Consider the following 13888-nt stretch of genomic DNA (forward strand, 5'->3'; position numbering starts at 1 on the left):
GCAGGTGCGGGACTACCGCGCCTACCTGGTACGGATCACGACCCGGCAAGCACTCAACCGGCTACGCACCCTCAAACGGCGCAAGGAGGCCTACGTCGGCCCCTGGCTGCCCGAGCCCCTGCTCACCGCACCGGACGTGGCCGAGGACGTCGAACTGTCCGAGAACCTGTCGCTGGCGCTCATGTTCATCCTCGAAACCCTCTCACCGACCGAACGCGCCGTCTTCGTGCTGCGCGAGGTCTTCGACATCGGCTACGACGACATCGCGGCCGCGATCGGCAAGAGCCCCGCCGCCGCACGCCAGATCTCCTACCGCGCCCGCCGGCACGTCGACGCCCGCCGGCCGCGGACACCGGTTTCCGCGGAAGAAGCTCAGGCAGCGTTGAATTCGTTCCAGCGCGCGCTCATGACCGGGGACCTGCAGGGGCTGCTCGACGTACTCGCCCCGGACGTTGTTTTCGTCAGCGACGGCGGCGGCCTCAGGCTGGCGGCCCTGCGGCCGGTCGTCGGCGCCGACAAGGTGCTCCGTTACATGGCCGGCAGTGTCGACAAGGCCGGCGGCACCTTCACCAGTGAGTCCACGACGGTCAACGGCGACCCCGGACTCATCCTGCGCCTGGACGGCGTGATCGACGGCGTGCTGGCCTTCCGCGTGGAGAACGCCCGCGTCACCGGCCTCTACTACGTCCGCAACCCCGAAAAGCTCACCCGCATCGAGTCCGAAACCCCCCTCACCTCCCGCTGACCGTCCCGCCGCGACACGGCCGACCGAGGTGCGCGGTAGCGCAGGCGACACGGAACAGGCCGCTGAAGCTGCCGAGAAGCAGGCAAACCGGCTGGTCAGCTGGGAACGCGCGGCGAACGAGCACGGCGTCGCCGACCCGAAGAACTGGCGCGTACTCACCAAGCTCCGTCTGAACGCGAAGCACGCCACCACCCTCCCGCGCGCTCTCCCCTTCCTGACGAACGCGGAGATGAGCCACTGACTCGACGCGGCGGACGATCAACCCAGCCCGATCAGTCGCACGACCAGCACGAGCACCCCACCCCCGGCTCTCACCAACTCCACTGACCAGAGCTTTTCAAGATGGCAACGTGTCGGTGAGGACTATGAACGCGGCTTGACGCGGACCATCAAGCCGCGTTTCACAGCCCCATTCAGGACTCGGATCCCGCACCTCGTGCCCGCAGCCGAGCCGCTCACTGAGCCCTCGGCGTCGCCTGATTCGTCGTAAGATCTTCCACTGGTGGTCGACATAGCTTGCGGGGGGGCGAACATGGAAAAGCCGGATGACCGCATCACATCCGTCCTGCGCTTCGCCGCAGAACTCGTCGCCTGGGTGGCCACCCCGTGGGCCTTGTCCACGTACTCATGGCTGCTCGCCGTCCTGGCCGTGGTGGTACTGATCGGACTGCCGGCCGTCTTCTCCACTCCGGGGGACAAGACGCACGTAATCATCCCCGTCTCCGGCACGGTCACGATCCTGCTCGTATTGCTCCAGCTCGCTGCGGCCCTGATCGCCGCATGGTCGGCATGGCCCGCCTACGCGGCAGTCCTCGTTTCCCTCCTCGTGGCCACCACCCTGGTAACGGAACGCCATCGCTGGCGGTGGCTGGTCTCCACGGACCGGCACACCGGCTGAGCGGCGCCGGGCAGCGCCGACCCGTACAGGAGACGGTGGGCCACACCTCGGCCGGAGCCGACCCGCCGGCCACGCCCTGCCCTTGCTCTTCCCGCTGGTGAGCTGGACCTGGTCATAGCGTGGCATCGGCCGACGGAGCGAAAGCTCGCAGGGCGCTGCGGAACCGGCGTGACGTGATCCAAGGCGCCGGTCCCCTGGTCACTACCCACAAAGAAGGAGCACGGTGATTGACGAGGGCGAGAGCCCTTCACCGCTACGGGCTGCACCCCGCCAGGGCGAGCCTCGACGAGATTCGCGAGCTGCTCATCGTGCAAAACCGGTGGGAGCAGGGGGCTCAGGGGGACGGTGACACCGAGCTGATGAAGCTCTGCTGCATACAGCTGTTCAATACCGGTGCTCTCGACGATGTACTGCTCATCTGGAAGGCCAAGTCCGCCAGCATGGACGCCGACTGCTCGGTTGACATCCAGTTGCTGTCCGGGAGCGGGCTGGCCACGACCAAGGCGTACCTGGCGTCTCAACCTCTGCCCGAAGCCAAAGCGGCGCTGCGGCGATTGCTCGGCGCTGAGGAGGCCGGCGACTTCGAAGCTACTCCGTCGAGGGGCACTCAGCCCAGTGCGCCGTGTACTACTCGCTGTGAGGCATGGTGCTGGTAGGACTCCGTCAGGTCTTTCTGTCGGTCGTGTTGAGCGGCATGGTGGGTGTGTGGACGCACATGAAGTGAACCGTGTTCGGGCGAAGTTGGCGTTATTCGTGGCTGATGTGTTCTCCGCGGTGCCGCGGAAGGACCAACGGTCCAAGGGTGACTGCTGTCTGCGGGGACTGATGATGGACGGCCGCCGCACGTCCATCCAGGCCATGGCCTCGCGGCTGCCGGACGGCAATGAGCGCGCGGGGGCTGTACGGGAGGGCCGGGGCACTCTGGACGTGACGGGATGGAACACGGCGGCCGGGGAGATGAATACTGCCCTGGAGGAATTCATCCGGCTTGCGCAGGAGACGATTGCAGTCGACTGAAATGAAAGTGCCCACCCCCAGGAAGGAGGCTGCGTCGGAAGACCGGGCTGCCCGCCGGCGAGGTTCCCTCATCTGCGTTGTATCGATGCGGCTTGGGGGCCGCCGGCCGACTGCCCTCTCCGCGTGACGTCGGGTGGCGAAGGCAGCGACCTCGTTGAGCCGGGCCGCCCGGCTGGCTTCGAGGGCTTCCAGCGCGCGTAGCAGGACCGCGGGTCTCTGCGCATTCGGGAGAAAGGAGGGCCGTTGCAGCGAGGTAGGCCCAGGTCGCGATGAAGCCCAGCAGACAATAGTGCCCAACGGCATACCCGAGGGCGGTGCGCCGTCGGGCGAGTGGCAACTGCTCGGCGCGCACTCTGCGGGCGTATGCTCCGAAACCCATCCGGTGACCTCAGCCTTCGGCCTCCGCCACCCCGATCGGGCGGGACACGCCCGTTCCGCCCAGCCCGCGGTACCCGCCTGGGTTTTTGCTGTCCGAAAGGTACTGCTCGTGCTCACGCGGCCCCGGCACGACCGGCGGCACTGCCGACCTCGATTCTGCGGAGCTTTCCGGCCGAACTCCCCCACCTGAAGGATCCCCTGACCCCTGACTCTGCCCAGACCTGCAAATCGTCGGCGCCGAACACGTTGTGTCTACAAGCCGTCGGGCCGGCTTTCCAGCAGGTGCTCGCCGGCGCGGTTCAACAGGCCCTGGACCCGAACTGGTGCTTCGCTCGTGAAGTCGTGACCTACCGGATGAGCCGCCGAGCTCACGTGCCCTGGCCTACTTCGTCATGGTGAACTGGTAGCACTCGCCGTGGTTCAGATAGTGGTATTCGATGGGCACCGAGGACGCGGCGGCGGACTGCTTGAAATCTTCCAACCCTGACAGGAACACCGAAAAGTCGTTGTAATGGATCGGGATCGCCGTGCGCGGCCTGACGATCTCCGCACACCTGACGGCCTGGGCCCCGGTCATGGTCACCACAGTGAGGGCACCGGGCAAGCATGCGACCTGGCGGCGCGGTCAGCCCTTGACCGTCATGCTCTCGACAGCGGGAAACCCCTTGTCCCACCAATGTCCATAACGCCGGTAGATAGATGGATCACGGTTGACGAGCAGCGCTGACAGCCTCTCTGCCTCCTCCGTCAGACCTTGCCACGCGGCCTTGCCGAGCTTGCGGAACGTGGTCAGCTCCAGCCCGCCGTCCGCTGCACGCCACACTCCGGCGACCTGCCCGTCGACGAGCAGACAGGGCAGCACGTCGCCGTTGCGCCGGACGACCAGCGGCCGGTACTCCGCAGGCATGACCCGACCGGGGACGACGTGGGCCAACAGCGTGCTGTCCCACATCGGCAGCAGCCTCGGCGGCGCCGGGGTGTCCTCGGCGGGCACGGCAGCGTCCACGAGGTCGAACATGGCGGCGCGGCCCTGTCACCCGTACCACCTGGTCGCGGAGCTCGTTCAGCGCCTGGGTTATCGCGTGCCGCGTCAGCAGGGTGAATCGGGCGAAGTCCTGGGCCGACGCAGGCCCGAACGCTCGTAGGTAGGCAAGCAGCAGCCGCTGGACCCCAGCGTCCGCTTCCTGTGGAGCGGACCCAGTGGCCGCCGGGGAGACGCGGTAGGTGTTCGGCTGTGTGAACGACCACGGGCCGCCCGTCGGCACATGATGCACGGGCGCGTACGTGCGCAGCGCCCACCACACACGGTGCGCGTGCTCGCCGAACCTCCCCGTGACGTCGTCCTCCACCTCGGCGCCGGTGCGGGGCCGCTTCAGGAACCTGGCGAGCTCCGGGAGTAGCACGTCAGCGTCGGTGGGGGCCAGTCCTGTCGCGGTGAAACGTCGGTCATACAGCCGCGACGCCCGCAGAGTGCTCAGCATGGCAGCGCGATAGGGCTCGTAGTCCTCGGCATGGACGGCGTGCAGCGTGATCCGCATGAGGGTTGCCTTCACGATGCGGCGGTCCGCGAACGCCGCATCGAGATCCTCAGGCGCGAAGTCCTGCACGCGATTCCATAACGCCAGTTACGGCGATGCCGGCGCTTGCGCCTGGAGAGCACAGATCCGGCAAACAGCCTCCGCCACGTCGAGGCGTTGGCGTTCGAGCAAGAGCTGACGGTCCAAGGTGGCCAGGGCGAGCTGTCGAGCAGTGAGTATCACGCCCGGATTATGTCTCCCCCGGCCGTCCCAGGGGCCAGCCGCCCGTCTTCCGCCAGCCTGTCAGCAGTTCAGAGCTCCGCGGTCAATAACTTGCCAGTTGCAGTCGGCGGAGCCGAGATTAAGGACTACGAACGCGGCTTGACGTGGATCAAGCCGTCGTTTCTGTGGATGATGTACCGCTGTGGCTGGGGCGCGAAAGCGGGGCAGGAGACCGTGCTCGCTGTCGAGATCAACCGTGACGGCTTCGAGTGGGCGCTGCGCCACGCGTGTCTGTCGAGTTACGTCCCCGGGGTGCATCCCGACCGAGCCACCTGGCACCGTCAGTTGAAGCGGGCGCCTGCTCGCGTGCAGTGGGACACCGAGCGGGACCTGCACCTACAGCCCCTGCCGTACCGGTCCCTGCCCGATCGGTGTGGCTGAGTTCTCCGAGGAGTAAGCGCCTTCGCCACCTCATCGCGATCCCGGACGGGGCTACGCATGTGGGCGTCGTCGCCGTCAGCAGTACCTTCCGGGCAGCGGAACCCCGAACGGCGCCACGGCCGGCCGACACCCGAGGTTCCTTTCCCGAGAACCGTCCCGGCTTCGACAAGGTGACGACGGCCGCGTTCTTCTCGGCGGGGAGCCGACAGGGCGAGGCGCCGTTCCACGACAGCCGCATCGAACTGTGTTCGGGGAGATCGACATACTCCGGTGGCACCGGGGAGGTATGTGGCACGCCGAACGCACCCCAGGCCCGGTGCGTCATAGGAGCGGTACGCCGCGAGCCCACACCGCGGAGCTTGTGCTCGTCACCGTCGAACCCAGGGGGACCCATGCCCGCACGCACCGCGCAACTGCTCCTCGTCCTCGCCCTGCTTGCCGCAGCGGGCGGGGCCGTCACCGGCTGCGAACAGGGCAGCGGTCGTGGCGCTCAGTCCCGCGTCCCCGGCCACAGCCCGGTGGCGGAGGCCCGCGCTCGTCAGGTCGCCGACGCCTGGGACGGCTCCGAGGCCGCCCGGGCTTGGCGGAAGGGCTACTACCCGATCGGAGAGGGGGTCCAGCTGCCCGAGGGCGCCTTCCACAACGAAGCTGACAAACAAGCCTACGGGACCCAGAACTTCGTCCTGCGCGGTCGACTCCCCGCCCTGCCGCGGAAGAACGGCCGGGTGAAGTGGGAGAGCGGGGGCTCGCTCACGCTGCCGCTGATGGAGACGCGGCAGGCGTACGAGTCAGTGGCCCGCGGCGGCAACGACGGACCGCACTTGACCGTGACCGGGGCGAAGCTGGGTGAGATGACCCTGGCCACCAGCCGCGGCCCGGCCACCGTCCCGGCCTGGCTTTTCACCCTGGACGGCTACGACACTCCGCTCAAGCGGGCCGCCGTCCGTCCCTCGAAGCCTCCCACGCCGCCGATCGAGCCGGTCGCGGAGGGGCCCGGCGCCACGTTGCAGCCGCTTCAGCAACTGGTCGGGTCGGCGAGGGACGGACGGTCCGTCACGGTTGCGGCCGGCCACGGGGCCTGCGATGACGGTCCTGCCGTGGACGTGCTCGAGACGGGCGGGAGTGTGGTGCTGTCCGCGTCCGTCGTCGGGACGAAGGACGGTTCCTGCACCCGCCAGTTGCTCAGCGAGAGGATGACGGTGATGCTGGACCGGCCGCTCGGCGACCGCGTGCTCCTGGACGCGTTCACCGGTCGGCCGGTGCCGTACGGACGGCCATAGAGGGCTCACCGAGCTGGAGCTGGGCAGGGGAGCCCCGGTCGGCGGAGGCCACGGTGCCCGAGGTGGGTGCGTCGTGGTCCCCGGCGGCCCGTTCCACGAACGGCCGGTCACGGCACGAAGCCTGATCGCACGTCCGCACGCGCCCTCGTGCCGGTCCCTCCGCCGGACGGGGTGATCAGCGGGAGCACCCGACAGACGTGCCGGGCTGAGAAATTCGATTGCCCCTGACCGGCCGATGCGCGCTAATACGGCGCATGGCCGATATCCAGGGCACATACGACAATCTGTGCACCGCGGTGCCGAATGCGCTGGCCGGGTTGCTGGACGACGGAGACGCAGGTGTCTCGGTCGCGGTCTTCGTGGACGGTGAGCCGGTGGCGGACGTCTGGGGTGGGTTCGCCGGCGCGGACCGCACAGTCCCGTGGCAGCGGGACACGATCACCAATGTCTGGTCCGTCACCAAGACGATGACGGCACTGGGCGCGCTGATCCTGGCCGACCGCGGCGAGCTCGATCCGACCGCACCGGTCGGCCGGTACTGGCCTGAGTTCGCCACGGCAGGCAAGGCAAAGGTGCTGGTGCGGCACCTGCTCTCGCACACCGCAGGTCTGCCCGACTGGGCCGGGCCGATCGACGAGCTCTACGACTGGCCGTCCGTCCCGGCACGACTGGCTGCGCAGACGCCGCAATGGGAACCGGGAAGCGCGGCCGGATACCACTCGCTCACCCAGGGATTTCTCGTGGGCGAGGTCGTACGCCGGATCACGGGCCGGAACGTGGGCGAGTTCTTCGCGGAGGAGGTGGCGGGACCGCTGGGCGCCGACTTCCACATCGGGCTCCCCGCCGAGCACGACCACCGGGCGGCGCTCGCCGTCCCGCCGCCTGCCCGGGGCGAGGACTATGCCGCCGGCGCACCCGGCGGCAGCGCGTCCCCGAATGCCGGCACCACCGTACGGGTCCGTGACGGGAACAGCGTGGCCTGGCGTCGCGCGCAGATCCCCGCGGCGAGCGGCTTCGGCAGGGCCCGCTCGGTCGCCCTCATGCAGTCGGTGATGGCCTGGGGAGGAGCGGTGCGCGGGGTGCGACTGCTGTCGCAGGCGGGCAGTGACCGTGCGAGGGAGGAGCAGTTCAGCGGCGAGGACCGCATCCTGGGCATGCCGGTCCGTTACGGGCTGGGCTACGGGCTGTTCGGCAACACCTTCGGGTGGGGCGGTTGGGGCGGCTCGATCGTCGTGATCGATCCCGAGGTCCGTATGGCGGTGGCGTACACGAATCAGATGCGCGAACCCGCGGAGGACAACCGGGGACTGGAGCTTGTGATGGCCGCATACGACGGGCTCAAGGGTCTGCAGAGATGATCCGACCGGTCGCATGGCGATACGGGTTCGCCGGGACGGGCCCGTTCTGCCCGGTCGGCGTGACGAAGGCCGACGGGTGAGCGCCGGGGTGGCGCCCTCGTCGCTCGCGGCGCTGTGGCGGGAACGACGGCCGGCGGGCCCGCCCGTCGCACACACATTCCGCAGTTCGTACGCCGACCGCTGGGTACGCTTCCACAGTCTTCCCGGTTCGAAGCGCTACCCGGAGTCCGAGGACGAGTACGCGACCGTTCTCGAGCGGTACAACACGGTCCTCGACGAGTTGTACACGGGCGCGGAGGTGTTCGTCGTGACCATGGACTGGTCGAGCACACCGGACGGGCCGGCCGGCCATGCGACACCACGGCAAGAGCTCCACCCCGGCGGCGTCCGCTGGTGGATCGAATCGGAACAGGACGACACCGACCCCGAGTTCCACACCCACATCCGCCTGTACGCCGACCGACGCCCGTGGCGACAGGGCTGCGTCGACGCGCTGTTGCGCGCCGTGGCCGACGAGGCGCTCGTCCACGTCTTCGTCACCGACACGGAAGTCCGACGCATCCACCACCCTTACGACGGCGGTGCCGACGTCGTCCTCACCACGCCCGCCGAACGGGACCGGCTCCGCGGCCGGCACACCGACTGGCTCTCCACCCACCCGTCCGGCCTCTGACGAAGATCTCCCGTTCCGGACGACGGATAGGCTCACGGCATGGACGTCCGCGTAGAGGTGTCACGGGAAGCGAGTCGGGAACTCGCCGATGCCTTCGGCCGGCTGCTGCCGCAGCTGTCCGCGACCGCGAAGCCGCTCGATCACGAAGCGGTCGAGCGGATGGCGATGCGTGACGCGAACACCGTGCTCGTCACTCGGACAACGCACGGGATCGTCGGCACCCTGACCCTGGTGCTGTTGCCGCTGCCTTCCGGCTTGCGGGCCCGCGTCGAAGACGTCGTCGTGGACGCCGTCGCCCGGAGCCAGTGTGTCGCCGGCGCCCTCACCCAGGAGGCCCTGCGGAACGCCCCGGCGGCGGGCGCCCGGACGGTCGATCTCACATCGCGGCCGGACCGTGCGGCGGCGAACCGCCTCTACGAGCGCCTCGGCTTCGAGCGTCGTCAGTCGACGGTGTACCGCTTCACAATCGACCGGTAGGGCGTCCACGGACCCTGATCCGCAGGGCGCGTCCCGGGGGCGGTGCGGAGACCTCGCCGTGTGCGGGGTTCAACGGGCCCGGTGGCGTGGCCTGTGCCGCGCGAAAGCCACTGGCCGTCCCACCACGCCGGCCCACCGTGTACGCCATGGAAGAACCGCACCATGAGATCCAGAAGTCTCGTTGGAGCCCATGAAGTGGCGGACAGCAACCAGCAGTTCCCCTCGCGTCACGCCTGCGGCTCGCGGCGCGGTTCCGGGGGGTGGATGCGGTGGGTCGGCTCGCGGTCCCGTGTGGACTTGGCCGTTCTCCACAACAACAGACAGCACAGGGCCGTCACTGTCAGACCGAGCAGCCACACGACTACCAGGCCGACTGCCACACCGAGTGAGCGATGGCCATGGTGCATAGCGAACGTTGTCGGAGCAGCCCCTGCGAGTGCGAGCACTGCCACCCCTGGGTAGGTGACGAAGTACGCGTAGATCCACAGCAACCCCGGTATGCCGAACCTCGCGGGATTCCGGGCGACCCAGGACTCCCAGCCGAGACCGCCGGGTATGCGTGGGCTCAGGTGCTCGCGGATGTAGCGGCCCAACTGCCCGATGCCGACGTGGTCCTCGACAAAGCGCGAGCACAGCAAGTACGTACTGACCGGAACGATCAACAGGAACCCGCTCCGGGAGGTACCGGTGAGGGCGAAACTGAACACCGCTCCTGAGATGGTCAGTTGCAACGCCAGGACGTTGTGCTGAGTGGCCTGCCGCTGAATGATCTCCTGCCTCAAGGCTGTGAATTCCGCCAGCGGCCCTTCGGTACCGTGCTCCGTTGATGCGCTCACCGACTACCCCCGATCGTCCACCGGACAGCTCTCTGACCGCGCAGGGGTCAGCATCACCAGGCAGAGAGAGCTCCGCAAGACCGACCGACACCGCCCGCCGAGAGACACGTCCGCCAATGTCCGAGTAGGCCTGCTGAGGGACACCAGGGGAGAGATCGTCCGCGTCGAAGGAGGTCTCGCTTCGACCGGCTCCGCGCCCGGCCCCCTACCGGCTCGCCCGCCCCTCCTTCCTCGGGGCCTGCCGGGGAAGGATTGCCGGGCTGCGGTTGTCTCGCAGGGTCGACGCGGGGGTCGTTCACCCGTGGGGCCGTTACCTCCTCCGCCGCCCCGGCCGCGGTGACCACGGTGCGGGGCCGATGGTAGCCGTTACGGACCATCAGGTGTCGGCCGGACTCGCCGGTCTTGACCGCCAACTCGACTATGTACGGGTCGACTTCGGCTTCCAGTGCCGCGGCGAGCATCCGGCGGGCGTCCTCGCGGACAATCTCATCGATCAGGGTCCGGACTGGGGGGAGCCGTCGTCGGTGACTACGCTGAGCACGGGCGTGCCTTCCCGACCCGCGCTGCAACGCGGGCCTACTCGGTGACCATCACAGGATCATTCGGGAAGGTACGCTCTCGCATGCCTTCCCGGAACCGATCCACAGGCTTTGAGCATTGCTCTCGACGTCTTCGGAGGCGGGAGAACGCCTGAGCCCTACGGGTGCGGGCACGTTCGATGTCAGTGGGCCCTTCTAGGCTGCCAGCCATGAGCAGATGGATGGGGAACACCCAGGTCCTGGCAGAACAGGCCGCTCAGTACCGGACCCTCGCAGAGCGCGGCGATCTGCCTGAGCTGTCTCGCGCCGTCATGCGGGCCGCCTGCAACAACGGCTCCATGACGGGTGTGGGGACCGTGAACATGGAGCTCCTACGGGCACTGCCCGACAAGGACCGGCTGGAGCTCGCCTACATATGGGCCCGTTGGTACGCCCGCGTGGAAGACGACTGGTCGGCCGAGGAGTTCAGGCGGGATCCGGGATACCTCCGCACCGAGCTGCTCATGGTCGCTTCCGGAGTCGTCCGTGGCCTCGACGGGGGCCTGTTGGCCGCCGAACGCCACGAGGAGCTCTCCGGGTTGAGGGACCAGTACCTCATCTGGTCGACCCACCGGATCTGGGAATTGGCCGACGCGGAACTCGCAGCCGGGCGTACTCCCGACACGGCCATCCTGGCCACCTTCCGGCGTACACGTGCGACGGCGAACCTGCCCGGCTTCCGTCGCACGCAGGCGGCCGCGAACGGCGCGGAACCTGGAATGCGGAACCTACTGGCTCATTTTCCTGGTCCGGTGCTCAATCCCGGTGAACCGTGGGCCGACGCGGCTCTCAAGGAAGCAACTGCCGGAGGAGAGCCATGGCAGCGGCTGCTGGAGCATGCGGCGCCCGCGACGGCAGACGCACCATCGGCGAAGTGGAGACGGACCGGATCGGCCCTGCTGGACGCCGTTGGCCCGGAGGAGGCGCGACGAGCAGTACTGAGGTGGTTGGAGCTGGCTCATCTGGGTCGAACCGTCCCGCTTCTGGGTCATCCGCACCTCCCGTTCGATATGAACGCGTGTTTCGACCCCTACAACTCCCACGTGCTACGGGGACTCGCTTGGATGCTTTCCCTCCTTCCGCCTCGGCCGGACAGCGTCCATGCCCTCGTCGGCCTCGTCGAGACCTCTCTGGACCATCGGTCCGAAGACGCTCCCCGTACGCCTCAGGTGGCTGAGGCGGGCATCGTCGCGCTGGCTCTGCTCGGGAACCGGGCAGCACGGACGGAGCTGGAGACCCTGAGCAGATGGGTCACGCACGAGGGCACGTCGCGGCGCATAGACAAAGCACTCGCGGTGCTCTGATCAGGCAGCGGCCGCTTTCGTCAATACCTGGATCACCACGCCGTCGGCCACATCGAACGACCAGGACGAGGAGCGTTTTCCGACCGGCCGGACCCGCCCCGACAGCGGCGGCGCCACGGCGAAGAGAGACCCTTGCAGGCGTTTCAAGACCCGGGGACGACCGCGGCCTTGCCGGAGAAGGGGCTCCGAACAATGCTCGACGTGGGTCATCAAGCCTCGTTCATGGACCCCGCCAGCGCAGCAGCATCGGGACCCCAAGTCCTGGATCTACTCAACCTCGATGCCGAAATCCTGAACCAGTTCCTCCAAGCCGCCCGTGTAGCCCTTGCCGCCCAGTACGAAGTCCCAGTCCCCGTTCGACCTGCGGCGGAAGGAGCCGAGCACCAAGGCGGTTTCACGCGGTCGGCCGTCGGAGACCTCCAGACGTCCCAACTCCGCCAGCGTCGGGTCGAGCAGGCGGATGCAGGCGTCCGTGAAGCCGGCGAGATCGGCGTCGGGGTTGATCTCTGGGTCGATGGCGGCCACGAGTACGAACCGGTCAGCCTCATCCGGCAACCCGTCGAAGGCGACGCAGATCGCGGCCTTGTCGGGTGCAGTGGCGGGAAGGACGCGTACGGCGCCGTCCGGCGTCTGCGGGTTGTTGAAGAAGACGAAGTGATCGTCGCTGAGGATCCGATTGCCTCGGCAGACGAGAGCACACACGTCCAAGGCGGCGCTTCCGGTCCACGACATGCCCAGGACGTTGTAGTCGTCGGGCAGTCGAGTGTCCGGAACTGACGGCGTCGACTGCGTTGCAGCTCGACGGGCACCATCGCCCAGGCGCCCACGGAGACCATGACGATGGAGCAGGTCGACGAGTTCGGTTCCCGAGATCAGTTCCAGCGGCTTGCCGTGGGCGAAGGTGTGCGAGCCAGGGCCGAACCCTGATGTCGTCACGAGCACGCCCTTGTTGGCACCGGCGTCCTGCACGGTTCCGTACAAGTCACGTACAGCGGTGGGTGGCACCGTGTTGCGGTAGCGCTTCACCTGCACGACGATCTTGCCGCCTCGGATGGGTGTTGGATCCAGTGCGTCGACGTCCACCCCACCATCATTTGAGCGTTGGGTAGTGACCGCCTGCATCCCCATGGCCCGGAAGAGATCGGCAACGAGATTCTCGAAGGCGATCGGATCCATCGCGTACAGGTCGGGCTCCTCATCGCTGCCATGCGTGACCACACGGTTCCCGACTTCCTGCGGCCGGCGACTCGGCCGCACCGGCGTGAGTTGGTCGGGGCGAGCAGAGAGTTGCCCGCGCAGTGCATCGGCCAGGCAACTGCCGGCGTCCACCTGTGCCAGGTGCAGGTCGCGGAACGTCGAGCGCGGAGCCATGACGGTTGCCAGGTAGATGCTTCCCGGTCGGCCCGTCGTAGGGTCATGCCCATCGACGAACCCGTTCAAGGTCACCGTCTCGAGCGCGCCCTGCTCATCCGCCGCAAAGAGTTCGTGCAGGACCAGCAGCGTGCACTGCGCCAATACCTCCCGGTATAGGGCCCGACGTTGGCCTACTGGCCGGTGAGTCTCCTTGTCCTGGTCCACCCCGGGCATGTACCGAACAGACTTGGTCTCCGGGACGACGCTGTAGGAGGGCAGCTCCCAATCCAGCACCAACTGTCCGGCTGCCGAGTCATAGGCCGCTGCCACCTGGCGTGGGAATCCCTCTGGCCATGCAGTCGAGGCGTAGAGAGCGGCGGAAAAGTACTCGACCACAGAATCGGGATCGCGGCGCCTCACTCCTTCGGTCAGATCGACGACGCCGGCGTTGTGTCGCCGCACCTCGGCCAGCTGGGCATCGGCCCACTGCTGGTACTCCCGCTGGTACGACGCCAACTGTTGCCGCCGCTGGGCCTCCGCCGCCTGGGCCACCTGCCAGTCCCGCTCGAAGCGCGACCGGGCTTCGACCTGCGCCTGAGCCCGGCGACTGGCAGTCCACCCGCTCTGCGTTCGGTAATGATCGAAGTTCGGCATGGGTACGGGCTGCGCCAATGCTCCTGGAGCGAAGGGCTGGATCTCTTCAGGCCGTATGAGAGAGGAGGCCCTGAAAGCTGGAGCCTGACAACCCGAGGCGAGAAGACCTTGCAGCGACGAAACTTGTGCGTCCAGTTCCTCAGTACGACGTAGCGCC

At 67.9% G+C, this 13888-nt stretch carries 12 protein-coding genes and 5 pseudogenes; 11 read left to right on the forward strand and 6 right to left on the reverse strand.

What is annotated here, in order from left to right; all coding sequences use genetic code 11:
• The 5 genes and pseudogenes from VXC91_RS35360 to VXC91_RS35380 all read left to right on the forward strand — a co-directional run.
• Window positions 1–745 (forward strand): sigma factor-like helix-turn-helix DNA-binding protein (locus VXC91_RS35360; protein WP_329511452.1); only part of this gene is annotated, 745 nt, incomplete at its 5' end.
• Window positions 746–773: 28 nt separating this feature from the next.
• A complete protein-coding gene (locus VXC91_RS35365) occupies window positions 774–986 on the forward strand; it encodes a hypothetical protein (RefSeq protein ID WP_329511453.1) in 213 nt (70 codons plus the stop codon).
• A 291-nt stretch (window positions 987–1277) separates the two neighbouring features.
• Complete coding sequence (locus VXC91_RS35370; RefSeq protein ID WP_329511454.1) at window positions 1278–1643, forward strand: hypothetical protein; 366 nt, start codon at window positions 1278–1280, stop codon at window positions 1641–1643.
• 227 nt (window positions 1644–1870) lie between these two features.
• Entirely contained in the window at window positions 1871–2299 is a 429-nt protein-coding gene (locus VXC91_RS35375) for a hypothetical protein (protein WP_329511456.1), read from the forward strand.
• Between the two features lie 49 nt (window positions 2300–2348).
• Window positions 2349–2534, forward strand: a pseudogene (locus VXC91_RS35380) (transposase); the annotation flags it as partial.
• Between the two features lie 514 nt (window positions 2535–3048).
• Here the strand turns inward: VXC91_RS35380 and VXC91_RS35385 are convergent.
• The 3 genes and pseudogenes from VXC91_RS35385 to VXC91_RS35395 form a co-directional block, all read right to left on the reverse strand.
• Window positions 3049–3150 (reverse strand): annotated as a pseudogene (locus tag VXC91_RS35385) (peptide-methionine (S)-S-oxide reductase MsrA); the annotation flags it as partial.
• Window positions 3151–3420: 270 nt separating this feature from the next.
• Complete coding sequence (locus tag VXC91_RS35390) at window positions 3421–3615, reverse strand: MBL fold metallo-hydrolase (protein WP_329511457.1); 195 nt, start codon at window positions 3613–3615, stop codon at window positions 3421–3423.
• A 48-nt stretch (window positions 3616–3663) separates the two neighbouring features.
• A pseudogene (locus VXC91_RS35395) lies at window positions 3664–4645 on the reverse strand (winged helix DNA-binding domain-containing protein).
• A gap of 243 nt (window positions 4646–4888) precedes the next feature.
• On the opposite strand from VXC91_RS35395, the pseudogene VXC91_RS35400 reads away from it, so the two are divergent.
• From VXC91_RS35400 to VXC91_RS35420, 5 genes and pseudogenes are all read left to right on the forward strand, one after another.
• Window positions 4889–5200, forward strand: a pseudogene (locus VXC91_RS35400) (DUF4291 family protein); the annotation flags it as partial.
• 410 nt (window positions 5201–5610) lie between these two features.
• Window positions 5611–6498, forward strand: a complete 888-nt coding sequence (locus VXC91_RS35405) for a hypothetical protein (RefSeq protein ID WP_329511458.1) — start codon at window positions 5611–5613, stop codon at window positions 6496–6498.
• A 254-nt stretch (window positions 6499–6752) separates the two neighbouring features.
• Window positions 6753–7856, forward strand: a complete 1104-nt coding sequence (locus VXC91_RS35410; RefSeq protein ID WP_329511459.1) for a serine hydrolase domain-containing protein — start codon at window positions 6753–6755, stop codon at window positions 7854–7856.
• A 13-nt stretch (window positions 7857–7869) separates the two neighbouring features.
• Window positions 7870–8529, forward strand: a complete 660-nt coding sequence (locus tag VXC91_RS35415) for a DUF3885 domain-containing protein (RefSeq protein WP_329511460.1) — start codon at window positions 7870–7872, stop codon at window positions 8527–8529.
• Window positions 8530–8568: 39 nt separating this feature from the next.
• Complete coding sequence (locus tag VXC91_RS35420; RefSeq protein WP_329511461.1) at window positions 8569–9006, forward strand: GNAT family N-acetyltransferase; 438 nt, start codon at window positions 8569–8571, stop codon at window positions 9004–9006.
• Between the two features lie 227 nt (window positions 9007–9233).
• Here the strand turns inward: VXC91_RS35420 and VXC91_RS35425 are convergent, their stop codons facing one another.
• Both VXC91_RS35425 and VXC91_RS35430 read right to left on the reverse strand, forming a co-directional pair.
• A complete protein-coding gene (locus VXC91_RS35425; protein ID WP_329511462.1) occupies window positions 9234–9842 on the reverse strand; it encodes a hypothetical protein in 609 nt (202 codons plus the stop codon).
• A gap of 278 nt (window positions 9843–10120) precedes the next feature.
• Window positions 10121–10339 (reverse strand): annotated as a pseudogene (locus VXC91_RS35430) (IS256 family transposase); the annotation flags it as partial.
• A 251-nt stretch (window positions 10340–10590) separates the two neighbouring features.
• Here VXC91_RS35430 and VXC91_RS35435 point away from each other — a divergent pair.
• Window positions 10591–11724 (forward strand): hypothetical protein, encoded by a 1134-nt coding sequence (locus tag VXC91_RS35435; protein ID WP_329511463.1) that lies wholly within the window; start codon window positions 10591–10593, stop codon window positions 11722–11724.
• A 267-nt stretch (window positions 11725–11991) separates the two neighbouring features.
• Here VXC91_RS35435 and VXC91_RS35440 read toward each other — a convergent pair.
• A partial coding sequence (locus VXC91_RS35440; protein WP_329511464.1) for a restriction endonuclease occupies window positions 11992–13888 on the reverse strand: 1897 nt, incomplete at its 5' end.

Origin of the sequence: Streptomyces chiangmaiensis (genome assembly GCF_036281785.1) — a bacterium.
GTDB classification, from domain to species: Bacteria; Actinomycetota; Actinomycetes; order Streptomycetales; family Streptomycetaceae; genus Streptomyces; species Streptomyces chiangmaiensis.

Coding starts and splice junctions, on each gene's coding strand:
- VXC91_RS35420 (WP_329511461.1), top strand. CDS start 8,569: ATGGACGTCCGCGTAGAGGTGTCACGGGAAGCGAGTCGGGAACTCGCC.
- VXC91_RS35410 (WP_329511459.1), top strand. CDS start 6,753: ATGGCCGATATCCAGGGCACATACGACAATCTGTGCACCGCGGTGCCG.
- VXC91_RS35390 (WP_329511457.1), bottom strand. CDS start 3,615: ATGACCGGGGCCCAGGCCGTCAGGTGTGCGGAGATCGTCAGGCCGCGC.
- VXC91_RS35370 (WP_329511454.1), top strand. CDS start 1,278: ATGGAAAAGCCGGATGACCGCATCACATCCGTCCTGCGCTTCGCCGCA.
- VXC91_RS35405 (WP_329511458.1), top strand. CDS start 5,611: ATGCCCGCACGCACCGCGCAACTGCTCCTCGTCCTCGCCCTGCTTGCC.
- VXC91_RS35435 (WP_329511463.1), top strand. CDS start 10,591: ATGAGCAGATGGATGGGGAACACCCAGGTCCTGGCAGAACAGGCCGCT.
- VXC91_RS35415 (WP_329511460.1), top strand. CDS start 7,870: ATGGCGATACGGGTTCGCCGGGACGGGCCCGTTCTGCCCGGTCGGCGT.